At 63.7% G+C, this 23,604-nt stretch carries 18 protein-coding genes; 7 read left to right on the top strand and 11 right to left on the bottom strand.

Features of this window, described 5'->3' with window-relative positions; translation table 11 throughout:
• Positions 1-45: 45 nt before the first annotated feature.
• Positions 46-933: a methylisocitrate lyase gene (prpB, locus tag ABWY06_RS07025; protein WP_353924842.1), complete on the bottom strand. Its 888-nt coding sequence runs from the start codon at positions 931-933 to the stop codon at positions 46-48.
• Complete coding sequence (locus ABWY06_RS07030) at positions 930-1,670, bottom strand: GntR family transcriptional regulator (RefSeq protein WP_353924843.1); 741 nt, start codon at positions 1,668-1,670, stop codon at positions 930-932. The genes prpB and ABWY06_RS07030 overlap by 4 nt, the downstream gene beginning before the upstream one ends.
• Before the next feature lie 301 nt (positions 1,671-1,971).
• Here ABWY06_RS07030 and rloA point away from each other — a divergent pair, with 301 nt between their 5' ends.
• The 4 genes from rloA to ABWY06_RS07050 all read left to right on the top strand — a co-directional run bounded on the left by rloA (position 1,972) and on the right by ABWY06_RS07050 (position 8,953).
• The gene (rloA, locus tag ABWY06_RS07035; protein WP_353924844.1) at positions 1,972-2,502 is read left to right on the top strand and encodes a retropepsin-like aspartic peptidase RloA; all 531 of its coding nucleotides are present in this window, start codon (positions 1,972-1,974) and stop codon (positions 2,500-2,502) included.
• A gap of 5 nt (positions 2,503-2,507) precedes the next feature.
• On the top strand, positions 2,508-4,031 hold the full coding sequence (gene rloB / locus ABWY06_RS07040; RefSeq protein ID WP_353924845.1) for an osmotic stress tolerance membrane protein RloB: 1,524 nt from the start codon (positions 2,508-2,510) through the stop codon (positions 4,029-4,031).
• 6 nt (positions 4,032-4,037) lie between these two features.
• Entirely contained in the window at positions 4,038-5,021 is a 984-nt protein-coding gene (locus ABWY06_RS07045; protein ID WP_353924884.1) for an alpha-L-glutamate ligase-like protein, read from the top strand.
• A gap of 2,105 nt (positions 5,022-7,126) precedes the next feature.
• Positions 7,127-8,953, top strand: coding sequence for an ABCB family ABC transporter ATP-binding protein/permease (locus ABWY06_RS07050; protein ID WP_353924846.1), 1,827 nt, complete (start codon positions 7,127-7,129; stop codon positions 8,951-8,953).
• A gap of 4 nt (positions 8,954-8,957) precedes the next feature.
• Here ABWY06_RS07050 and ABWY06_RS07055 read toward each other — a convergent pair whose 3' ends face one another.
• Positions 8,958-9,167: a hypothetical protein gene (locus ABWY06_RS07055; RefSeq protein WP_353924847.1), complete on the bottom strand. Its 210-nt coding sequence runs from the start codon at positions 9,165-9,167 to the stop codon at positions 8,958-8,960.
• Positions 9,168-9,486: 319 nt separating this feature from the next.
• On the opposite strand from ABWY06_RS07055, the gene ABWY06_RS07060 reads away from it, so the two are divergent.
• Both ABWY06_RS07060 and ABWY06_RS07065 read left to right on the top strand, forming a co-directional pair.
• Positions 9,487-10,308, top strand: coding sequence for a hypothetical protein (locus tag ABWY06_RS07060; RefSeq protein ID WP_353924848.1), 822 nt, complete (start codon positions 9,487-9,489; stop codon positions 10,306-10,308).
• Between the two features lie 131 nt (positions 10,309-10,439).
• Positions 10,440-10,889 (top strand): RDD family protein, encoded by a 450-nt coding sequence (locus tag ABWY06_RS07065; RefSeq protein ID WP_353924849.1) that lies wholly within the window; start codon positions 10,440-10,442, stop codon positions 10,887-10,889.
• Between the two features lie 16 nt (positions 10,890-10,905).
• On the opposite strand, the gene ABWY06_RS07070 is transcribed toward ABWY06_RS07065, so the two are convergent.
• Both ABWY06_RS07070 and epsC read right to left on the bottom strand, forming a co-directional pair.
• Positions 10,906-12,228, bottom strand: a complete 1,323-nt coding sequence (locus tag ABWY06_RS07070) for a leucine-rich repeat-containing protein kinase family protein (protein ID WP_353924850.1) — start codon at positions 12,226-12,228, stop codon at positions 10,906-10,908.
• 102 nt (positions 12,229-12,330) lie between these two features.
• Positions 12,331-13,320, bottom strand: a complete 990-nt coding sequence (gene epsC, locus ABWY06_RS07075) for a serine O-acetyltransferase EpsC (RefSeq protein ID WP_502948161.1) — start codon at positions 13,318-13,320, stop codon at positions 12,331-12,333.
• Between the two features lie 334 nt (positions 13,321-13,654).
• Here epsC and ABWY06_RS07080 point away from each other — a divergent pair, with 334 nt between their 5' ends.
• Positions 13,655-13,846 (top strand): YjfB family protein, encoded by a 192-nt coding sequence (locus ABWY06_RS07080; RefSeq protein ID WP_353924851.1) that lies wholly within the window; start codon positions 13,655-13,657, stop codon positions 13,844-13,846.
• Between the two features lie 1,279 nt (positions 13,847-15,125).
• On the opposite strand, the gene ABWY06_RS07085 is transcribed toward ABWY06_RS07080, so the two are convergent.
• The 6 genes from ABWY06_RS07085 to ABWY06_RS07110 all read right to left on the bottom strand — a co-directional run bounded on the left by ABWY06_RS07085 (position 15,126) and on the right by ABWY06_RS07110 (position 23,603).
• Complete coding sequence (locus ABWY06_RS07085) at positions 15,126-15,989, bottom strand: RluA family pseudouridine synthase (RefSeq protein ID WP_353924852.1); 864 nt, start codon at positions 15,987-15,989, stop codon at positions 15,126-15,128.
• Positions 15,990-16,082: 93 nt separating this feature from the next.
• Positions 16,083-16,748: a YceH family protein gene (locus ABWY06_RS07090; protein WP_353924853.1), complete on the bottom strand. Its 666-nt coding sequence runs from the start codon at positions 16,746-16,748 to the stop codon at positions 16,083-16,085.
• Positions 16,749-17,105: 357 nt separating this feature from the next.
• Entirely contained in the window at positions 17,106-18,203 is a 1,098-nt protein-coding gene (locus tag ABWY06_RS07095; protein ID WP_353924854.1) for an HPP family protein, read from the bottom strand.
• 315 nt (positions 18,204-18,518) lie between these two features.
• Positions 18,519-19,664, bottom strand: a complete 1,146-nt coding sequence (locus tag ABWY06_RS07100; RefSeq protein WP_353924855.1) for an acyl-CoA dehydrogenase family protein — start codon at positions 19,662-19,664, stop codon at positions 18,519-18,521.
• A 250-nt stretch (positions 19,665-19,914) separates the two neighbouring features.
• Positions 19,915-22,392: a TonB-dependent siderophore receptor gene (locus tag ABWY06_RS07105; protein ID WP_353924856.1), complete on the bottom strand. Its 2,478-nt coding sequence runs from the start codon at positions 22,390-22,392 to the stop codon at positions 19,915-19,917.
• Between the two features lie 230 nt (positions 22,393-22,622).
• Positions 22,623-23,603: a FecR domain-containing protein gene (locus ABWY06_RS07110; protein WP_353924857.1), complete on the bottom strand. Its 981-nt coding sequence runs from the start codon at positions 23,601-23,603 to the stop codon at positions 22,623-22,625.
• Position 23,604: the final 1 nt, after the last annotated feature.

The following is a 23,604-nucleotide window of genomic DNA, read 5'->3' on the forward strand; positions in this document are numbered from 1 at the left end:
ATGTTGTCAGTTGCCGGCCGCCTGCGTTGGGCGACCCGCATGCCGTCACTTCTTGGCGGCGAACAGTGCGTCGAGGTGTTGCTCGAAGGCGTGGTAATTGATGCGCTCGTACAGCTCCATGCGGGTCTGCATGGTGTCGACCACGTTTTTCTGGCTGCCATCGCGGCGAATGGCGCCATAGACGTTTTCCGCCGCCTTGTTCATGGCGCGGAACGCCGACAGCGGATAGAGCACCAGGGAGACATCGACCGACGCCAGCTCGTCGGTGGTGTACAGCGGCGTTGCCCCGAACTCGGTGATATTGGCCAGGATCGGCGCCTTGATGCGATCGGCGAAGGTCTTGTACATCGCCAGCTCGGTGATGGCTTCGGGAAAGACCATGTCGGCACCGGCCTCGACACAGGCGGCGGCGCGGTCCAGCGCGGCGTTCAGGCCTTCGACGGCCAGCGCATCGGTGCGGGCCATGATCACGAAGCTGTCATCGGTGCGCGCGTCGACGGCCGCCTTGATCCGGTCGACCATTTCCTGCTGGGAAACAATTTCCTTGTTGGGCCGGTGGCCACAGCGCTTGGCGCCGACCTGGTCCTCGATATGGATGGCCGCCGCGCCGAACTTGCACATCGAGCGCACCGTCCGCGCGACGTTGAACGCCGAGGAGCCGAAGCCGGTGTCGACGTCCACCAACAGGGGCAGGTCGCACACGTCGGTGATCCGACGGACATCGGTCAACACGTCATCCAGCCCGGTGATGCCCAGGTCCGGCAGGCCCAGGGAGCCCGCCGCGACGCCGCCACCGGACAGGTAGATGGCCTTGAAGCCGGCCCGCTGGGCCAGCAGCGCATGGTTGGCGTTGATCGCGCCCACCACTTGCAACGGGTGCTCGCTGGCCACCGCATCACGAAAACGCTGACCGGCACTGGGGGAAGAACTCATGACTCACCTCGGGGTTTGGCTGGTGGGGAAAGCAACGCCTGGCTGGCGGCCGCTTCCTGAAAATGTCGTTCGATATTGCGTTTGGAGGCACCGATATGCCGGCGCATCAACAGTTCGGCCAGCTCGCCATCACGCTCGGCAATCGCGTCGAGGATGCGATGGTGCTCGGCGAAGGCCTGGCGCGGCCGATTGGGCATGGCGGAGAACTGAATGCGGTACATACGCACCAGTTGATACAGGTCGCCGCACAACAGCTTGGACAGGGTCTGGTTGCCGCTGCCCTGGATGATCCGGTAATGGAAGTCGAAATCCCCTTCCTGCTGGTAATAGCCGACCCCCGCCTGAAAGGCCGCGTCACGCTCATGGGTCTCCAACACCCGGCGCAACTCTGCGATCTCGGCCTGGCTCATGCGCTCGGCGGCCAGGCGACAGGCCATGCCCTCCAGCGACTCGCGAATCTCGTAGAGCTCGATCAATTCCGCATGGCTGAGCTCGACCACCCGCGCCCCCACGTGGGGAATGCGCACCAGCAGGCGCTGGCCTTCCAGGCGGTGGATGGCCTCGCGCAGGGTGCCGCGGCTGATGCCATACACCCGCGCCAGCTCGGGTTCGGAGATCTTGCTGCCCGGGGCGATTTCGCCACAGACGATAGCCGCCTGAATACGGCGAAACACCTGCTCGGAGCGTGTTTCGGAATCGTCCGAAAGAAGGCTGGGCGAATCGAGGGCCTCGCTCATACTGTCGACAACCTTGTTGATATTTTCGAAAAAATTACCGCCAAGCCGCATTCTTGTCAAACAAAACGTAACGATTGTCGACACATCATCAGAAGGGGGTGATGCACGGTTTCGGGAAGTCACATGCAGAAAGCTGTCTAAGCGCCTGTTACCGTGGAAAATCCCCATGCTAGAATGCGCACCGTCATTGCCCGGCCGGCTGCCCTGCGGTTGCCTGCTAGACTCACCCTCGACGCACGCAGGCTTGTGCGCCACGCCCTGCTGCGTCATCCCGCCGACCGCAATACAGCTTTCGGGATTTATGAGACTCAAGCCCTACCTCGCCATGCTTTGCCTGCTTCCCGGCCTGAGTCTCGCCGCCGACAAGGCCGTTTATGGCCTGAATGAATACGCCCTGTTGGCCGATATCGATCTGGAAGTGGCGGCCAAACTCGACACCGGGGCCAAGACCGCCTCGCTCAGCGCCCGCGATATCAAGCGGTTCAAACGCGACGGCGAGACCTGGGTGCGCTTTTACCTGGCCATCGACGATGCCCACGCGCACCCTATCGAACGGCCGCTGGCGCGGATCAGCAAGATCAAACGTCGCTCCGGCGATTACGACCCCAGCGAAGAAAAAACCTACACCGCCCGCCCGGTAATCGAGCTGGCGATCTGCATGGGCAAGGCGCAGCGGACGATCGAAGTGAACTTGACCGACCGCAGCGCCTTCCAATACCCGCTTTTGATCGGCTCCGAAGCGCTCAAGCGTTTCGATGCGCTGGTCGACCCGAGCCTTAAATACGCTGCCGGCAAACCCGGTTGCGCCACCGACGCACTGTCTGCCGAGTAATCCACATGCGCTCTCTTAACCTGCATCTTAAAGTCCTGATCACCGTCCTGGTGGCGCTGGGGCTTATGGTTACGGCCTATCAAATCTTCGTACTGGGCATTCCAGTGACCGAGGACGACACCGCCGACCTGTGGAATATCGACGCCAAAGTCGAGTTTCAGGCCAACCCGCGTGAACCGGTCAAGCTGCAGATGTTCGTGCCGCCGCTGAACCAGGATTACGTGAGCCTGAACGAGAGTTTTATCTCCAATAACTACGGCGTGAGCATCAATCGCGTCGACGGCAACCGCAAGGTGACCTGGTCGGCGCGGCGCGTCAGTGGCGGCCAGACCCTGTATTACCGGCTGGTGCTGACCAAACGCTACAGCGGCGAAAAGCTCAAGGCCAAGGGCCCGATCTTCCGCGACAGCATCCCGGTCGAGGGCGCAGAGAAAATCGCCGCCGAGGCGTTGATGGCGCCGATCCGTCAACACTCGGCGGACGTCGAAACCTTTATCAGCGAGACCATCAAGCGGGTCAACCAGCTCGACGACAACGTCAAGTTGCTGCTGGCCGGCGATGCGTCCACGCCCAATAAGGCCAAGGTCATCGAGCTGCTGCTGTCGATCGCCCACGTACCGATGGAGCGGGTACATACCATTCGACTGGTGGCCGACCAGCCGCAGACCCCGGAGCTGTGGTTGCGCAGCTTCAATGGCGACAGCTGGCTGTATTTCAACCCCGAAACCGGCGAGCAAGGCCTGCCGGTGGATCGCCTGATGTGGTGGACCGGCGATGAGCCCCTGGTCAGCGTGGAGGGTGGCAAAAAAGCCCAGGTCAGCTTCAGCATGAACAACAGCGAGATGAACGCCATCCGCCTGGCCAAGCTGACCGACGAAAACACCGATGCCGAGTTCCTCGAGTACTCGCTGTACGGCCTGCCGTTGTCGACCCAGCAGACCTTTATGATCATGGTGATGATCCCGATTGGCGTGCTGGTGATCCTGGTGTTGCGCAACCTGATCGGCCTGCAGACCCTGGGTACCTTCACTCCGGTGCTGATCGCCCTGGCGTTCCGCGAAACCCAACTGGGCTTTGGTATCGCGCTGTTTACCATCATTACCGCCCTGGGCCTGAGCCTGCGTTCCTACCTCGAACACCTCAAACTGCAGATGCTGCCGCGCCTGTCGGTGGTACTGACCTTCGTCGTGGTGCTGATCGCGATCATCAGCTTGTTCAGCCATAAGCTGGGCCTCGAACGTGGACTGTCGGTGGCGCTGTTCCCCATGGTGATCCTGACCATGACCATCGAACGCCTGTCGATCACCTGGGAAGAACGTGGCGGCAGCCATGCCATGAAAGTCGCGGTCGGCACCCTGTTCGCCGCCACCCTGGCACACCTGCTGATGACCGTGCCGGAGCTGAGCTACTTCGTCTTTACCTTCCCCGGCGTGCTGCTGGTGCTGGTGGGCTTTATGCTGGCGATGGGTCGCTATCGCGGCTACCGCCTGACCGAACTGTTTCGTTTCAAAGCCTTCCTGAAGGATTGAGCCATGATCGGTCTGTGGAAAACCTGGAAGGCCCTGGAAGCCAAAGGCATCATGGGGATCAACCGGCGTAATGCGGATTACGTGCTGAAGTACAACAAACGGCACCTCTACCCCATCGTCGACGACAAGATCATCACCAAGCACCGCGCCATTGCGGCCGGCATCGACGTGCCGGAAATGTACGGCGTGATCGACACCGAAAAAGGCATCGACAAGCTGCGGGAAATTATCGGTGACCGCCCGGATTTCGTCGTCAAGCCGGCCCAGGGTGCCGGTGGTGACGGCATCCTGGTGATCGCCGATCGCTTCGAGGAACGCTACCGCACCGTCTCGGGCAAGATCGTCAGCCACGAGGAGATCGAGCACCAGATCTCCAGCATCCTCACTGGCCTCTATTCCCTGGGCGGCCATCGCGACCGCGCCCTGATCGAATACCGCGTCACCCCCGACCCGATCTTCAAGAGCATCAGCTATGAGGGCGTGCCGGATATTCGCATCATCGTCCTGATGGGCTACCCGGTGATGGCGATGCTGCGTCTGCCGACGCGGCAGTCCGGCGGCAAGGCCAACCTGCACCAGGGCGCCATCGGCGTCGGCGTCGACCTGGCCACCGGCATCACCCTGCGCGGCACCTGGCTGAACAACAAGATCAGCAAGCATCCGGACACCACCAACGCGGTGGACGGTGTGCAGCTACCGAACTGGGATGGTTTTATGAAGCTGGCCGCCGGCTGTTACGAGCTCTGTGGCCTGGGTTATATCGGCGTGGACATGGTGCTGGACCAGGACAAGGGCCCCTTGATCCTCGAGCTCAACGCCCGCCCCGGCCTGAATATCCAGATCGCCAACGACTGCGGCCTGGTGCACCGCGCCCATGCGGTGGAAGCACGCCTGGCCGAGTTCAAGAAAAGCGCCACCGAGGAAACCCCGGCGCAACGGGTCGTTTTTTCCCAGCAACTGTTCGGTCACGTACACCCCGCCGAAATCTAAAGCACCGGGATCGTCGCCGCGCCACCCACCGGGAGGCCGCGGCGCGGCTGCTCCCCTACACCGTGCACGTCCTGCTTTCGGGCTTCGCTGAAGCGCTGTGCGTAGGGCGGGTTAGGCACTCTGCGCGGATAAGAGCTGACGGACAGGCTTACGCGCCGTAACCCACGCGGACGGGGGCTAAGGATTGGGTTGCTGGCATACCCTTACCAGCCGTGAAGCAGTATCTACCTCCCCTCGCCACCCTCGAACGCGCGGGCGTTACCCGCCCTACCAGAGCCCAGCCGCGTCAACGCTCCAGCACAACTTTCATCCCCTACAGCCTACTGGCCGCGGTCTACGTCCTCTTTTCGGGCTTCGCTGAAGCGCTGTGCGCAGGCTGGGTTAGGCGCATCTGCGCGGATCCGGGCTGGCGGACAGGCTTATGCGCCGTAACCCACGCGGATGGGGGCCAAGGTTCGCCCTGTAGCACCCTGCCAGCCCCCCCCTTCACTGACCCTGAATGCAGCATCTACCAGGACCTCGCTGCACCACGCACTGCTCCAATGCTGAAGCTTGAAGTCATGGCGCAGCGACCCGTGCCTTGAACGCGACCGGAATGTATAAATACCACCCGGATTCCGCCGCTGATTGCGTTAAATATGTTTATTCGAATCGCTGTCTTTTAATTCGATCTTCAACAACCCCATGAAAAAACATGCAAAAACCAGACATCCACAGATCGCCCAGCAGCCTACCCAGAGCCAATCTCCGGTCGATTCGGAATATTTTCCCAATATGGCGTAAATCGGAATTTTTAGAACAGTAATAACAATTAGACTCGCATAGAACACATAATTTACATTCGAGGTGAGTGCTTCCGCACAATCGGGACAACTGAATTCACGCTGTATATTTTTTATCGATAATCTCTGATTACAAACCGGACACCTTGGGCGCAACTCATTCATCGCAATCACGTTCTCCGAAATAATTTATCTTCCTTCGCATCGACCAGACCTGCACGCTCAAGCCTTGACCCTTTGCTGTCGCCAGCGCAACAGCCTCTCCAGATACGATCTTGGTTTTGCTTAGCCACCTCGCAACCTCCAGCGTATTGAAACGGCCAGATCAATACCCCTGCCAAAATACCGATCGCATGCTGCACCCAACGCACCTAAAAGCATTAACTCTGACAGAGCTGAAGTGTTCGAGCTTAGTCACCCCGATTTTTTAGCGCAGTCGCTTCAGGCCTTTTCATAAAAGCTGTCAATTATACGGAGAAAAGATTGCACAGGTTAGGCACAACTTACCTGCATATGTATCCAATAGTAAACTCAAATTGATCTTTCCGAAAAAACGGTCTGCAGGCAACAGGCAGCGTGCGAGGCGCAGGGCTATCGTCACTGCTGATCATCAGCTTCAGGGGCTGAACTCGACGATCGGCAGCCGCCCTCGTTGAAGGTCAAGCAAAGCCCCACAGCTCGCGCAGCCACCCATATTGAGTACTCAAGGTTCTTCACCCGCTGCACCATGGCATATTGCCAAGACCGACATAATTCGCTGGGCTGGAAAAACGCCCTTCCTTTATCCGCCTGCAGCAGGCCATGACGTACCGCCGCACAATCTGAAAAACGCCAAGCAGCTTTCTACTGGCGCAGTGTACGTCCTGCTTTCGGGCTTCGCTGACGCGTTGTGCGTAGGGTGGGTTAGGCGCCTCTGCGCGGATCCGGGGTGGCGCATAAGCCCACGTGCCGTAACCCACGCGGACGGTGGCTAAGATCTGCCCTGTAGCTCCGAGCAGTTCCCAAGGATTTAGTTGCTAGCACTCCCTTACTGGCCGTGAAGGCAGTTTCTACCAGCCCATCGCCACGCCGCCTTCCAATGCGAATGCGCGGGTGTTGCCCGCCCTACCAGAGCCCTGCCATGCCTGCGTCCGTCAACGCTCCAGAACAACCATCAAGCGCCTCTCGGTTTGCAGCTCCCATCACTTGACCTCAAGCCTGGTTCAAGTCTTACACTCGCCGCCTCGTGACGTACCAGGAGAGCCGCCCCATGGGCAATCGGATGCCGCTACCGCCAACCACTCACCCCGCTCACTGCCGGCCCGCGTGTGACCGGGTGACGGGATGAAGCCGCCATTGCCCAACAGCGCGCCTAACGAACAACCGCTAGCCGCTAGCCGTGGCGACCTCGGCGTGATCCGTGCGCTGCTGCCCTACCTGCGTCCCTTCAGCGGGCGCATTGCCCTGGCCATGGGGCTGATCGTCATCGCCAAGCTGGTCAACCTCTATGTGCCGGTGGCGCTGAAACAACTGGTCGATCGGCTGAACCTGGAACCCAGCCTGCTGCTGTTGCCGGTGGGTCTGCTGCTGGCCTACGGCTGTTCGCGTATCGGCGTGACGCTGTTTACCGAACTGCGCCAGGTGGTGTTCGCCCGGGTGATGGCGCGCACCTCGCGCCAGGTAACCTTGCAGGTGTTCCGCCATCTGCACGGGCTGAGCCTGAAATTCCACCTGGATCGGCGCACCGGCGGGGTCGCCCGCGATGTCGAGCGCGGTGGCAGCGCCATTTCCGACCTGCTGGACTGGACGCTCTACACCATACTGCCGACCCTGCTCGAGGTCCTGCTGGTGACCGCCGTGCTGGTCTGGGCCTATGACTGGGGCTTTGCCCTGATCACCCTGGCGACCCTGGTCTGCTACAGCCTGTGGACCTTCGCCGTCACCGACTGGCGCACCACCTACTACCGCGCCGCCGTGGAGGCCAATACCCGCGCCAACGAACGCGCCGTCGACTCGTTGCTCAACTACGAGACGGTAAAGTACTTCAACAACGAGGACCACGAGGCGAGCCGCTACGACGATAACCTGCGGCACCTGGAAGACGCCGAGGTCAAGTCGACCACCAGCCTGGCGGTGCTCAACCTCGGCCAGGCCGCGGTGATCGCCGTCGGTGTGACCGCCATGATGTGGCGCGCGGCGGCAGGCGTGGTGGCGGGCGAGTTGACCATCGGCGACCTGGTGCTGGTCAACGCCTACCTGCTGCAGCTGTCAGCGCCCTTGTTTCTGCTGGGCATGGTCTACCGCGAGGTGAAACAGGCGCTGACCAATATGGAACGCCTGTTCGGCCTGCTCGACCAGCGCCAGGATGTTCAGGACAGCCCCGACGCCCAGCCGTTGCAGGGACAGCAGCCGCCGCGGGTACGCTTCGAGAACGTCAATTTCGGCTACGACCCGCGCCGGCGCATCCTGCACGGGGTGGACTTCGAGATCGAGCCCGGCCACACCCTGGCCGTGGTCGGTCATTCCGGCTCCGGCAAATCGACCCTGGCCCGCCTGCTCTACCGCTTTTACGACATCGAGGCCGGGCATATCCGCCTCGACGGCGAGGACCTGCGCACCCTGACCCAGGCCTCGGTGCGCGCGGCCATCGCCATCGTCCCCCAGGACACCGTGCTGTTCAACGACAGCCTCTACTACAACATCCGTTATGGCCGCCCGCAGGCCAGCCGCGAGGAGGTCGAGGCCGCCGCCCGTGCCGCCCATCTGCACGATTTTATCCTGGGCCTGCCCGACGGTTATGAAACGGCCGTGGGCGAGCGCGGGTTGAAACTCTCCGGCGGCGAGAAGCAGCGGGTGGCGATCGCCCGGGCGCTACTGAAAAATCCCTCGATGCTGATTTTCGACGAGGCCACCTCGGCCCTGGATTCCCACTCGGAAAAAGCCATCCAGGACGAACTGGACCGCATCAAGGTGGGCCGTACCACCCTGGTGATCGCTCATCGCCTGTCCACGGTGAAGGACGCCGACCGTATCCTGGTGATGGATGCGGGGCGCATCGTCGAACAGGGCACCCATGAGCAGTTATTGGCCGCCACGGGCGTTTACGCGCGCATGTGGAAACTGCAGCAGCGGGACCAGGCGTTGGACAGCCTGGCCCTGCCCCTCGCCTGAGGGTTCAGTTGGGCAGCCCCGCCTCGTCGCTGCCCGGTGCCTGGCGTTCTTCACCGGTAGCCGGGTCCACCAGCGGCTGATTCACCTCTGGAGAGGGTTCTCGCCGCTCCGCGGCCCCACCGTCGGGGCCGACCGGGGGCAGCTCTGCATCCCCATCGGGCAGCTGTTCGATATCGTTGGTGGGCCGGGGACCGGCCGCGTGCACAGCGTTCATAGGCACCTCGCTCGAGGCCTCCAAGTGGCCTTTAGAGATGGAGCGCCAAACCGCGGCGACGTTCAGTTCGGCGGTCGAACCCCGCGGCCAGCTGCCAGCGAGCCGACGCGACCGGAACCCTGGCCGAACGGCGCAAAAGCGACTATTACCAGTTCAGGCGCCTGGCCTGCCCCAGCGAAGCAGTCATCGGCTGAAATCGCCCGACGACCCGAGGCGCCTATCGCACTTCACAAGGTCGGCCGCTTACGCGGTGTCACTGATTCGCCGCAGCCGGGCTTGCCGATCACTACAGGACGTTCGCCCAGACCAGGAGGTCATCATGGCAACCACCCCCGCCAGCTCGCCGTTTCCGGAAATCTGCTTCAACACTCCGGCCGGCCGGATCTGTTTTCCCATCACCACCGGCCCGACCTTTCCGCCACCGCCCACCAGCAGCACCGACCCACTGAAACACTGGAAAATTCGCTACAGCGCCCAGGGTGAAATCATGCGCGCCGGGACGTGCCAGGGCAGCGACGACCTGATGTTCGTCAACCAGGTGGAACGTACCCAGGACAGCACCAGCAAGCGCTTCCAGCTGTGGCGCAACGGCGAGTTGTTCCTGACCCTCAGCGGTCGCAGCTACCACTCGCCCACCGGCGAACCCGGACAGTGCGGCAAAAAGCTGGGTATCGCGGTCAAGACCGACCTGACCGACTACAAGATGACCCTGACCCAGGAACACTGTTCGAGCGCCCGCGTCCTGGTGGAGGCCAATGGCACCGTCACGGAGCGGACCCTGGATTTTCTCGACGTGCGCTGCAGCCCCGGCGAAGCGGATATTGGCCTGTGCCAAAGCCTGCATGAGCGCGACAAACAGCAGCTGGAGCCGTTCAAGGCACTGCTGCTGCGAGTCAACGCCTATTACTGGCAAAAAGGCGGCGAAGAGCTGGCGCAATTGTCGAACCTGCTGAAGAACCCGGTGGACGGTGGCACCCAAGCCAGCATCTGGTGCGGCATCGCCCGTGCCGGCTGCTGGGGGCTGGCCGCCGCCGGGGGCGCCGCCTGTTGTGGGGTGACCGCCGGGGTCGGCTGCATCCTCTGCAGTGGCGGCTTCGGCGCCGCCGGCTCCGGCTGCTCGGAGGCCTGGAGCTGGTGTTAAGCAGGTGTCCTCGGGTTCGGCGCCCTGCCCTCGTGCCATGGCTCAACAAGGCCGCCGGACCCGCTACGACTCCCCAACGTCGACAGGTTCCGGGTAAGCTACTCCATTGCCATCGACAGGAATGAAAGCGAGTGCCACAGATCTCAAACGACCTTGAATACGTCGGTTTCTGGACCCGGGTCGCGGCCAGCCTGATCGACTCCCTGTTGCTGATGCTGGTGATCCTGCCACCGCTGGTCATGATCTATGGCTGGGCCTATTTCGACAGCACGGCATTTATCCAGGGCCCCGCGGACCTGCTGTTGTCCTGGGTCCTGCCGATCCTGGCCGTGCTGCTGTTCTGGATCAAGCGCCAGGCCACGCCGGGCAAGGAACTGCTGGGCGCGCGCATCGTCGATGCCCAAAGCCTGGGCGTCGCCTCCCCGCGTCAGCTGGTGATCCGTTACCTGGGGTATTACCTCTCGGCCATTCCCCTGGGGCTGGGCCTGTTCTGGGTGGCGTTCGACCCGCGCAAGCAAGGGTGGCATGACAAACTGGCCAGTACCCTGGTGGTACGCCGGATCGAACCCAAAAACGCTTGAGGCGGGTGGCTGGGCCTCAGGGCAAGGCGCCGCCCAGCACCTCCAGTACCTCGATACAGTGCGCAAACACCGGACGTGCCCCGGCATCGGCCTGGCAACAGGCGGCCTGCAGCACACGCCAGGCATCGAATTGCGGTGACAGGTCGGCATCCAGTACGCAACGCGCCAACAACTCCCCGAGCAGGATGCCAAACGCACGAACTTCCAGGCGCTCCAGCATGGCGCCGTCGGTCGCCGCCGGATAAAAGGATGCAGCGCCGAAATCCCCCAACAGGCTGTCGCCCTGACCGTCCCAGAGTATGTTGTGGGCATACAGGTCGCCATGCAGCAGACCTCGTCCATGCAAATGGGCGGCCGCGCGGGCGACGCCCAGCGCCAGGCGCACAGCGACAGCTGCTGGCAGGACCAGCGATTCGGCATAGCAGTCGCGGGTACAGGATTCCAGGCTGGGAGGACCGGCCAGGGGCTGGAACAGCGGATCGATCAACGGCATCAGCAAGCCGGCGCGGCCCTCGGGATGGTCACCGATGCGGCCCAGTGCGCCGATCAACCGCGGATGGCTACCCGCCGCCAGGCAGGCGGCCATCTCGGCCTGGGGTGAACCGTCGCTGGTCATCTGCCCCTTGAACAGCTTGATCGCCACTGGGCGCGGCGACGACTCGCCATCGCGCCACAGGGCGCGCTGGATCACCCCCGAGGCCCCTTCGCCCAGCACGTCTTGCGGGCACAGGTCGGCCCAGGGCACCTCCGGCAACGCCTCGCTGGCGCCGGCCGGCCGTTCGCCCAGGGGATTGTCGGCGAAGGCCAGCCAGGCCAGGCGCGGCAAGCTGAGCAACCCATTCGGCAAGGCTGTCAGGCGGTTGGCGGAAATGCGCAACAACTCCAGGCGCTCGCATTGCGCCAGGCTGGCTGGCAAGGCCTGTAACCGATTGCCGGCCAGCATCAGTTTCTGCAGGTTGCGGCAGTTGCCCAGGGTCTCGGGCAGCGCCTCGATCTGGTTGTCGGTCAGGATCAGCCAGCGCAGCGACGGCGGCAGCGCGGCCGCCGGCACCTGGCGGATCCGGTTGGCCTTGAAGCCGAGGATGTCCAGCTGTCGGCATTGACCAATGGACGCGGGCAGTTCCTCGAAACGGTTATCCGAGCAGAACAGCACCCGTAGCTGGCGCAGTCGTCCCAGGTCCTCGGGCAGGCTGGACAAGGCATTGCCGGTGAGGTTGAGCACTTCCAGGGTATCGGCCAGCTCGAAGATTTCCCGGGGGAATTCGCTCAGGCCGCAGTTCAGGTCCAGACGTCGGCTGCCGGCCAAGTGGCCAGCGCGCAGTTGCGCGAGGGTATCCATGAGTTTCGGGTCCGCAAAAAGGCGCAGGGGTCGCCGCGCCAGCGCGGGACCCCGTGGGGTCGCCAGGGTAGTGAATGGGCGGCCCGAAGGAAAGCCTGGCGATCAGCTCGCGCTGCAGTCGTTTTGCAGGTTGGCCTGGGTGATGGTGCTACCGGCGGGCACACTGCGGGTCAGCCAAACGTTGCCGCCGATGGAGGAGCCCTGGCCAATGGTGATACGACCCAGGATGGTCGCGCCGGCGTAGATCACCACATCGTCCTCAACGATCGGGTGGCGCGGTTGGCCCTTGAGCAACTGCCCGGATTCATCGGTCATAAAGCGCTTGGCGCCCAGGGTGACCGCCTGGTAGATGCGCACCCGCTCGCCGATGATCGCCGTCTCGCCAATCACCACGCCAGTACCGTGGTCGATAAAAAAGCTCTTGCCGATGGTCGCACCGGGGTGGATGTCGATACCGGTCGAGGAATGTGCGATTTCCGCGCTGATCCGCGCCAGCAACGGCAACCCGGCGCGATACAGATGATGGGCCAGGCGGTGGTGAATCACCGCCAACACGCCCGGGTAGCACAACAGCACCTCATCGACGCTGCGCGCCGCCGGGTCACCGTGAAAGGCGGCGATCACGTCGGTGTCCAGCAGTCGACGCAATGCCGGCAAGGCTGCGGCGAAGTCGCGGACGATACGCACCGCCGCCGCTTCGATATCCGGTTCGCTGTCACCCTGGTGGCGCGCCGCGTAATGCAGTTCCAGCCGCACCTGCTTGAGCAAGGCGGTCAGCGCCGAGTCCAGGGTATGGCCCACATAGAAATCTTCGCTTTCCTCGCGCAGGTCCGGGGGGCCCAGGCGCATCGGGAACAGCGCGCCACGCAGCGCCTTGATCACCTCGCAGACTGCATCGCGGGAAGGCAGCTCACGGCCATCCTGCTGGCGCGGACGGCCCTGCTCGGCACGCCATTCGCCACGGGCAACGCGCAGCTCGCTGACGATACGCTCAAGGTTCCAGCCGCTGTTGGCCGTCACCGGCACAGCGTCCAGGCTAACGGGGTGCGCCGCATCGGCGCGGCTGAAATCCTGCTTGAATCCACTGGCCATCGAAGACTCCTTGGCCGGGCGCATGGGGATGGCCTCGGCACTGGCAAACCGAAAAGCGCAGTAATAGCGCGGACGCGGCCGGGCGCCAAGTAAAACCTTTTGCAACGTCGCCGCCAGGGACCGCCCGCGTGCCGGCATTGCGTCTCAGGCGTGGCGCCGCTGCGGCGTTGCTCGGAGAGTGACGATCACAGCACCGTTCGCCGGACCAGGCTGGGAGGTCAGCGTCTCGGCAGGTATTCTGCAACCGATACTCGCTGTCCGGTTGCAGCCCCATTATCTGGAACTGAGCCGCACTGCAGCCGGTCCATTGATTAACCCGCCACGGAGTCCTCTTATGGAACTGTCCAGTCTCGCCAGCGCTGTATCCTCAGCCCAGGCCGCGCAAACGGGCGCCGCGGTGTCCCTCAAGGTGCTCGACAAGGCCATGGAGCTTTCGGCCCAGAGTGCCCTGGCGCTGATCCAGGCCATCCCCCTGCCGGCCAGCAACCCGGCCAATCTGGGCAATGGGGTGGATATCCGGGTTTAGCTCGGGAGCATCCACAACGGATCGCCTGCAAGGTTAGACACCCCCGCTGTTCCTGCGAGGCGCAAGCTGGTTTCGTAGAGTCTATGTTCCTGCGCAAATCTTTTTACCGATCATGTCGGGGAGTTACGGGTTTTCCCGGTCGCCATACGGCAAAAGCAATGCGGGTGACCTGCCGTGCCACCGAGCGGCTTTCACTACCTGCATCTTCACCGCTCGATGGAGTGCGGCCCCGTCAACTTTGTAACGAGACATTAGCGGGCATAGAAACGCTCCCAAGACCCCAAGACCTCGGTCCGTGCCCGGAGCATACCGAAGTTGTCGCCGGTGTATCCAATCTCGGGCGTGACCCAACGGCCATTGACCGCAGCATATATTTTGAAAGGGCTATACAGGTAGCAAGGGTTCGGAGTAGACAGTTCACAGACGAAATTAAACCTTTCCCATGGACCGATATACGGCGACCGAGCCCTCAACAGCGAATTGTAGCCACCGGCATAGCCGATTTCGACCGAGACGTAGAGACCGCTGATCTCGGACCGAAGCCCGTAATAAGGCGCTTGGTAACAGAAGCGATATCGTTCCCAGGGGCCGGCAATGGGGGACCGGGCCCGCAGAAGTCCGTTGCCGGCCCCGGCAAAGCCAATCTCCGTCGACACGTAATGGCCACTGATAAGCGCCTTTAACGGAAAAACGGGACCACAGTTGGCTGGTACCGCGGCTACTACAGGGTCGGCGGCCATTGTGACCGCCGGCGTGGCGCCTATCACCAAAAGGCATAACGCTAACGGGCGGACAATGCTCGTTCGCGGCCTTTGTTGCCACAGCAGTGCGGCGATTGGGCTAAGCGAATGGGGCGAGCTGGAAATGAACAATTTGTGAAGAAATGTATGCTTTAACATTTTCATCTCCTTATGTTTTTTTGCGAATCTAGCGTGCGCAAAAGAGTCCCTACTATCCATGCGAGACTGATCTGTCGTGCCACCTAGCGGCCTTCACTGACACCTCTTCACCGCTCGATAAATACTAGGCCACGTCCGTGGGTTCAGTGCATCGACCTGATGCCCGGTGGCATGGGCGCGCTCGGCGCACCGCGACAGCAGATGAGGTCGGCGAAATCGTTGAACCTGACCATCCGAGAACTGAACATCTCTGGATACCACCCGCCTTCGCGGCTATGACGAGTGAGTTTGCTCGGGCGGGCTTATCCGCCAGTGCGCGCGGCGCACCCTGCAAGAACTCGACTCGATTCAGCGGGACTCGGCGCCCGTTATATTCCCGCTTACCACTCCAGGCTGAGCTGGCTATCGAAGCGCCGCGCCTGGCCGCTTAGCGGATCGTCGAACGACAGTGCCTGGGCCAACAGCTTGAGCGGACGCTGATAATCATCGGCGCCCTGCTCGCTCAGGTTCGGGTAGAAAGGGTCGTTGCAGATGCCGGCACCCAGGGCCGCCAGGTGTACCCGCAGCTGGTGTTTCTTGCCGGTCACCGGCGCCAATCCATACCGCCACCAGGCGCCACGCCGCTCCAGTACCTCGATGGCGGTTTCGCTGTTCGGATCGCCCGCTACCTCCTGCATGCGAAAATACGGCTGCGCGGCGGCCAGCCGCGTTCGCCGCACCTGGGGGAACGACTGCGCCTGCAGCGCGGGGGCGATGGCCTCGTAGTACTTGACCATCTTCCGCATCGCGAACAATCGCTGGTAAGCCGAGCGGCTACTCGGGTTGGCCGAGAACAGCACCAGGCCGGCGGTCAGCCGGTCGATGCGGTGCAGCGGCACCAGATGTGGGTTATCCAGGCGCCGCGTCAGGCGCGCCAGCAAGGTCTGCTCGACATAACTGCCGGAGGGCGTGACGGGCAGGAAATGCGGCTTGTCAGCCACCACCAGATGCTCGTCGGCGTACAGCACCGTCTCGACAAAGGGGATCGGCGTCTCGTTGGCCACTTCGCGAAAATACTGGACCCGCAATCCCTCACGGTACGGCCGCAGCGGACTGATCGGCTGGCCGTCTTCATCCAGCACCCGGCCGCGGGCCATGCGATCCAGCCAGCAATCCCGGCTGATGGCGGGAAAATGCCCGCACAGGCAGTCCAGGACGGTGGTCCAGGGGCCCGCGGGCAGGTGCAACGTACTGGGTCGGGACATTCAGCCTAAGCCTTGCACAAGGGTGACGGGTGTCGAAACAACCGACCAGGCACGCTCCGCGCGCGTCCCGGCCGGGCCAATGGATAACAGGGGTTAGGCGTCGGTCTCGGGCAAACGGCTTTCCATATCGGCCAGGCGCGTCTCCAAGGCCGCGATCCGGGCCTCGAGTTCCTCCAGTCGACCCGCGGCCGCGCTGCCGGATTCGCCGCGCTCGGTCGGGCGCGCCGCCAGGGCCGCCTGCAAATCGGCAGGATCGCCCAGCAGGTGCATGTAACGGTCCTCACGCTGACCGGCCTGGCGCGGCACCAGGCAGGCCAGGCCGCGGCTGATCAAGCGCTCCAGTTGGTGCTGCAGGTCGCCTACGTCCCCAAAGTCATGCATGCGGCTGCTGCGGCTAAGCAGCTCGTTAAGCGTCTGTGGACCGCGCAACAGCAATAAGCCGATCAGGATCACCTGCCCGTGCACCAGCTCAAGGCACTTCTCGCTGCGGTGTTCCCAGCGGTCCGCACGGCTGCCCATGACCAGGCGCGCCAGGCCGCGCCCCTCGAGGTTGCGCAAGCCCTGGCCGACCTGGCCGGAGGTGAGGTTCATCACCGGTTCGCGGCTGGTCTTCTGGTTGCACGCGGTCACCAGCGCGTTGAGCGTGAGCGGGTAGGTTTCCGGGGTGGTGGCCTGTTTTTCGATCAGGCAGCCCAGGATACGGGCTTCGCTGCTGCTGAGCGGATCTTGACTGGGGGCGGTGGCGGACTCGCTGGACATCGGTTTATCCCTATACGGCTGAGCCCACTAGCCTAGCGCGAGCCGCGCCAGGTTGACACGCCCACGGCCGCAGATTCAGTTTTTAACCGACCGGACCAGTCGTGCCAACAGGACCCAGCGCCTAGAAAATCCGCACTAGCCATTAGCCATGTCTTCAACCCCTGAAAGCCTCGTGCTAGAGGCCTTTCGTCTGAAAAGGCGGCTTTGGGCACAATCGGGCGGCAATTCGGCCAGGGGTTGATTTTTTTCACGAAAATTTCACGGGTGCTGGCCGATGATCCAAACCAGCTGAAGGACCAGCACCCCATCTAAGACCCGCTTCGGCGGGTTTTTTATTGCCCGGGAAGCCCCGCGGATTTAGGCCGGTACGCGCACCGCCAGTTTGTACAGGGCCGCCAGCAGGTCCGACTGGCTGACCATGCCGAGCAGATGTTGCTGCTCGTCGACTATGGGCAAGTGATGCACCCCGCTGTCGGCCAGCAGCTGCACCAGATTGGCCAGGGGCCACTGCTCGCGCGCGCTGCGCACGCGGGTCGTCATCGCCTCGCCAACGCTGGCCGCGCCGCTCTTCGACAGGGCACAGTGCAGCAGGTCCTCCTGGGACAACATGCCCACCAGACGGCGCTGCGTGCTCACCACCGGCAAGGTGCTGAGCCGGTGCGCCTGGAGCAAGGCCCAGGCCTGTGCCAACGAATCCTCAGGGCTGAGGGTCACCAGGTCACGGGACATGATGTGCGCGCAACGCAGGTCGCCAAAACGCCGTTGCGCGGCCAGGGCTTCAGTGGCCTGGAGGATTTCCTCGAGGTCATCGCGGCTGATGTCCAGCAGTTCACCCCGCGCCTCCAGCACCTGGTTCAGGTCATCGCGCAGCGAGCCCAGCCGCTCGCTGGGCAGCGGGTCGTTGGTGTTATGGGGGTTGGCATGTTCCAGGTGGCGATGGGGATAACGTCGACGCACCGCCATGTTGAACAACAACGCCAACAGCAACAGCAACGCCGAATGGGTCAGCACCGGATAGACCACGAATCCCCACCCGAGCGCGCTGATGGCCGGCCCGCCCAGCACCGCGGTCAGGGCCACCGCGCCACTGGGCGGGTGCAGGCAGCGCAGCAGGAACATCGCACCGACGGACAGCGCCACCGCCAGTGCCGCCGCCAGCCCCGTCGGTCCTAGCCACAGTGCACACCCCACGCCGATCAGCGCCGACAAGGTATTGCCACCGATGATGGACCAGGGTTGTGCCAGCGGGCTGGACGGCACGGCGAACAGCAGCACCGCCGAGGCGCCCATCGGGGCGATCAGCCACAGGCTGGAATGGCCGAGGGCCTGGCGGCAGAACCACTCGGTACCGAGCAGACCGAGAAAGGCGCCCAGCACTCCATATAGGCGTTCCACCTTGCTGACGGTGACCGGATCGGGAACAAATGACTTCAACCAGGACTTGAAACTGCTCACTGCGCGCCACATCCGCACCATTTAAGGGCGGCGAATATACCACGCGCCCCTCTTTGGGTTGATCAGCCTGTTGTGCCGCTCCCCGGCCGTCATACCCGCGTAGGCGGGTATCCAGGCACGGCCGCCCTCTAGGGCCGGGGGCATGTTTCGCGGCAATGCGGCGCCTGTGACCAGTGCCCCTAGGCCTTTCACGCAAAACTGGACCTCGCTGTGAGCCTGGTCCGCGCTTGAGATCGGCGCCCTCCCCTCGGTAACGTCCGCCACCCCTCGCGGCGGGCTGTCGCTGGAGGGCGCGCGGAGGCCGCCCTCCAGGCCCTAAAGCCCCATCTGCTTGGCAATGATTTCGTTCATGATCTCCCGCGAGCCACCGCCGATGGAGAGGATCCGGTTGTCGCGGTACAGCCGCTCCACCAGGCTTTCGCGCATATAGCCCATGCCACCCAGCAGCTGCACCGCGTCGTAGGTCAGCTTGTCGGCAACATCGGTGGCGACGTTCTTGGCCATGGAAATTTCCTTGATCACCGATTTGCCGACCGCCATCTTCGCCGCCTGGCGGTAGGTGAACTCCCGCGACATCTCCAGCTGCGTGGCCATCTCGGCCAGGCGGTGCTTGAGCACCTGAAACTTGCCGATCGGCTTGCCAAACGCCTCACGCTCACGGGCCCAGTTCAGGCTCTGCTCCAGGGCCAGTTGCGCGGTCATATTGGCCATCAGCGCCAGCGACAGGCGCTCACTCTGGAAATTCGCCATGATGCCGGCAAAGCCCATGTTCTCGGCGCCGATCAGGTTGTCCACCGGCACCCGGCAATCGTCGAAGAACAATTCCGCAGTGTCCGAGGCCCACCAGCCCATCTTCTTCAGCGGGCGCCCGACACTGAAGCCCGGCGTACCCTTTTCGATCAGCAGCAGGCTGATTCCGGCAAAACCCTCGCCGCCGGTACGCACCGCCACCGTGTAGTAGTCGGCGCGCACGCCACTGGTGATAAAGGTCTTGCTGCCGGTCACGCGGTAATGATCGCCGTCGCGCACCGCGCGGGTCTTCAGGTTGGCCACGTCGGAGCCACCGGAGGGTTCGGTGACCGCCAGGGCCATGATCCTTTGCCCGCTCAGCACTTCGGGCACCACCCGGTCGCGCAGGGCCGGCTTGGCCCACTTGAGCACCGGCGGCAGGCCGATATCCAGGGAACCCAGCCCCGCCACCAGGCCACCGGAGCCGCAGCGCATCAGCTCCTCGCTGGTGGCGACCTTGGCGAACAGATCACCCTCGTGGCTGCCACCGAATCGCTCCGGGTAACCGATGCCGAGGATCCCGGCGGCACCGGCTTTCCGGTACAGCTCCCGGGGAAACTCCCCGGCCTCCTCCCAGGCATCGACCCCGGGCAAAATCTCCCGCTCGACGAAACGTCGCACGGAGTCGCGCACCAATTGATGGGAGTCATCGAAGTATTCCTGAAAAGACATGGTCGAGCTCCGTCGTGGGAAGATCAAACCATACCTAGCGCTTGCTTGGTTTTCAAGACGAAGCATCGGCCATGACCGTCTCGCGCCGAGCGTCCAAGGGCCGACAGTTGCCGGGCCTGGCGTTTGCGCCGGCCGAACACCACCCCCGGTCAGGCTCCGTCAGGCAAGCCAAGGGTGCAGCGGAAGGTCCCCGCCAATGCCAACGGCTGGAGGCGACCGCCCCGCGAGGAGCGGCTGCCTCTGGCAAGGTTCAGAAGCGCTGGGTCAGGGTGGCGACAACCGTGCGTTCCTCGCCCAGGTAGCAGGCGGTGGCCGAGTAGCAGGAGGCCACGTAGTACTCGTCGGTCAGGTTGTTGGCATTGACTCGTACCGAGGTGCCTTGCAGGCCTAGGTTGCTCAGGTCATAACCGACAGCCGCGTCGAACAGGGTGTAGGACGGCACCTGGAAGTCGTTCAGGTCGCTGCCGTAGCTTTCGCCGACATAACGGGCACCGACACCGAGGGTCAGGCCGGCCAGCACACCCTGATTGAACGCGTAATCGGCCCACAGGCTGGCCATCTGCTCCGGGGTTTGGTATGGCGTGTGGCCCTTGGCGTCCAGCAGGCCGCCAGCACCGTCGAACACGTAGTAGGACTTGCTGTATTCCACCTGGTTGTAGGTGTAGCTGCCCAGCAGCTGAAGGTTGTCGCTGACCTGCACCCGCGCCTCCAGCTCGATGCCCTGGGAGTCGATGCCGCCGACGCCCTTGTACTCGTAGCTGTCGGTGAAGCTGTTTTCCTTGGCGAACAGGTTCTCCATCTCGATGGTGAAGAAGGAGATGGTGTAGAGGTCGTCGGTGCCCGGCGGCTGGAACTTCAGGCCGGCCTCCCATTGTTCGCCGGTGGTCGGCTTGAGGATCTGCGCGCCGTCGGAGTAGTTGGAGGTGGGATTGAACGAGGTGGAATAGCTGACATAGGGCGACAGACCATTGTCGAAGGCGTACAGCAGGCCGGCATGGCCGCTGAGTTTTTCGCCGGTGTTGGCGTCCTTGCTGTTCTGCTGGTCGTCGTCGATGGAAACGTCGTACCAGTCCTGGCGCAAGCCCATGGACAGGTTCCAACCGCCCAGTTCGACCAGGTCCTGCAGGTACAGGCCGGCCTGTTTCTGCCGGCGCAGGGCGCTGCTGACGGTGGCCAGGTCAGCCAGGTCATTGGCCGGATAACGCGGGTCGAACACGTCCAGGGGGGTCAGCGAGCTGTAGTCACGGTCGTAGCGCACCTTGTTCTTCGAGTACTGGTAATCCAGGCCGGTCACCAGCGTGTGTTGCGCCGCGCCGGTGAAGAATTCCGCCTGCAGCAGGTTGTCGACTATCCAGGCGTGCAGCCGCTCTTCGCCACCACTGAAGCCGCGCGCCAGCTCATTGCTGTCGGCACTCACATAGCCATTGCCCCAGACCTGGCTGTTCTCCGACTCGGCAGCCAGGTAACGGAAATTCTGCCGGGCGCTCCAGGTGTCGTTGAAGCGGTGCTCCAGCTCGTAACCCAGCATATGCTGGGTGCGGGTGAATTCTTCGATGGACGGATCACCCTCGAAGAAGTGGCCGGAGATACGCCCGCCATCCCGTTGCTGCAGGGTACCGGAGGCCGGCAGGCTGCCGTGGTAGCCGCCATTGGGATCGTGTTGCAGGTAGGCGTAGAGGTTGAGGTAGGTGTCCTCACTAAGGTTCAGTGCCAGGCTGGGCATCAGGGCGTAGCGGGTTTCCTCGACATGATCGACCTGCACGTCGCTGTCCTTGGCCAGGCCGACCAGTCGGTAGGCGACCTGCTCGCCCAGGGGCCCGGTGACATCGAAGGCCGTCTGCTGGTAATCATGGCTGCCGTAGGACAGGTCGATGCGCGCGGACGGCTCGAACTGCGGCCGCTTGCTGGTCAGCGCGGCCAGTCCCCCCGGGTTACTGCGGCCATAGAGAACCGAGGACGGGCCTTTGAGCACATCGATGCGCTCGATGAAATAGGGGTCGATCTGCAGGCTGGTGAACGAGCCCGGGTCGCCCATGGACTTGAGGCCATCGATGATGATGTTGTCCACCGAGCCGTCGTTGATCCCGCGCATGGCCAGGTAGTCGTAGCGATGGGTGTTGCCGTAGGGATTGGTGAGCACGCCGGCGGTGTAGCGCGTGGCCTCGGCGACGGTGCGCGAGCCCTGCTGCTCGATCTGCTCGCGGGTGACCACCGACACCGCCTGGGAGGTCTTGGCCAACTCCTTGCTGGTCTTGGTCGCCACGCTGCTGTGGGTGGCGTGGTAACCGCTCATGCTGCCCAGGGCGTTGCCCAGGGCGAAGCCTTCCACCGAGGTGCTCGGCAGCGTCAGCGCCCCGTCCGCCGGCAGCAGGTGCAGCGCGTAACCACCCTGCCCGTCGGACACCGCCTGCAGGCCGCTGCCGGCGAGCAGAGTCGCCAGACCCTGCTCGGTGGAAAATACCCCCTGCAACCCCCCGCTCTGTTTGTCGGCGGTCAGTCGCCCTTCGGCCGCCAGCAAAACCTGCGCCTCGCTGGCGAAGCGGCTCAGCACGCTGGACAGCGGGCCGGCCGGGATTGCGTAGCTGCGTTGGCTGTGGGCGGCCTCCTCGGCCTGGGCCAGGCCGACCAGCAGCGGCGAAACGGCGGCCAGCGGCAGGACCAGAAAGGCGGCACGGACAGCGCCACGCAGCAACTGTGGCGCTCGGCGCAGGGGTGGGCAGGTGTGCATGGATAACCTCATGATCTCGATGGAAAAACGAACGACAAATGGCTTCTGCCGCTAAAGCCAGGCGAGACGCAAAAAGGGGAACCGGACAGTGAAAAAAATGTTCGTTAGGGCGCGCCTTCGGACTCCGCAGTAGCCTGGATGGCCATGGTGAGCCGTGGGCAGACGCGCAATAGGATCTTGCTGCCGGCCCTGAGCGGCATCGACACCCGCGGCGCGCCCTGGCGAGCGCCTCACGCGTGGCGCGGCTCCACGCTCACCCACCAGGGCAGGCGGCGCACCACGCGCACCGGCAAGCTGGCCTCCAGCGCGGCGAAGATGCGCTGGGGATCGGCCAACGGAAAGGCGCCGACCAGGCGCAGCTGCGCCACCGCCGGGGCGCAGCCCAGGTAGCCCGGGCAGTGCGGGGCCAGTTCGGCGATAAAATCGTCCAGACGCATATTGTCCGCCTGGAGGATCCCGCGGCGCCACGCCTGACGACCCTGCTGCGCGGCGGTCAGCGGGGCGAACGCCTGGGGGCCGAAACACAGCTGCTGCCCCGCCTGCACCAGCTGCAATGCCCCGCCGCCCTGTGGCCGTACTTCCACCGCGCCCTGGAACACCGTGAGCCGGGTGGCGGCGGCTTCCTCACGTACGCTGAAGCGGCTGCCCTGGGCTCGCATGCGCCCGTAGGCGCTGTCGACCACCAGCGGCCGCGCCGGCGTGGCGCGGTCGGGCGCGCTGAAAAGCAGCAGTTCGCCGCGCCACAGCTGCAGGCGGCGCAGGTCCGGGCCATAGTCGATGTCCACCGCGCTGCCGCTGTTGAGCCACAGCTGGCTGTCATCGGCCAACCGGCTTTCGCGCACCTCGCCGGTGCCGGTGCGCAGGGTCGCGGTCCACGCCTGCCAGGGTGCGAAGCGCGCGGTGAGCAGGCTGAGCGCCGTGCCACCGCAGAGCAGCGCCATCAGGCCCAGGGCCTGGCGGCGAGTGCTGGCACCCTGCTGCAAGGCACTGCGCGCCGCGCCGCGCTGCAGCGGATCGGGTAGCCGCTGAAACTGGCCACTGATGGCCTCCACCCGCCGCCAGGCCGCCGCATGCTCCGGGCTGGACGCCAGCCAGGCGTGCCATTGCTGGTGTTGCTGAGCGCAACAGTGCTCCGAGCCGAGCACGGCGAACCACTCCGCCGCCTGCATCAGGATGGCGTAGTCGCGGGCCGCCGCCTCGTCGGGAAGCATG

This window comes from Pseudomonas sp. (genome assembly GCF_040514055.1).
In the GTDB taxonomy this organism is placed as follows: domain Bacteria; phylum Pseudomonadota; class Gammaproteobacteria; order Pseudomonadales; family Pseudomonadaceae; genus Aquipseudomonas.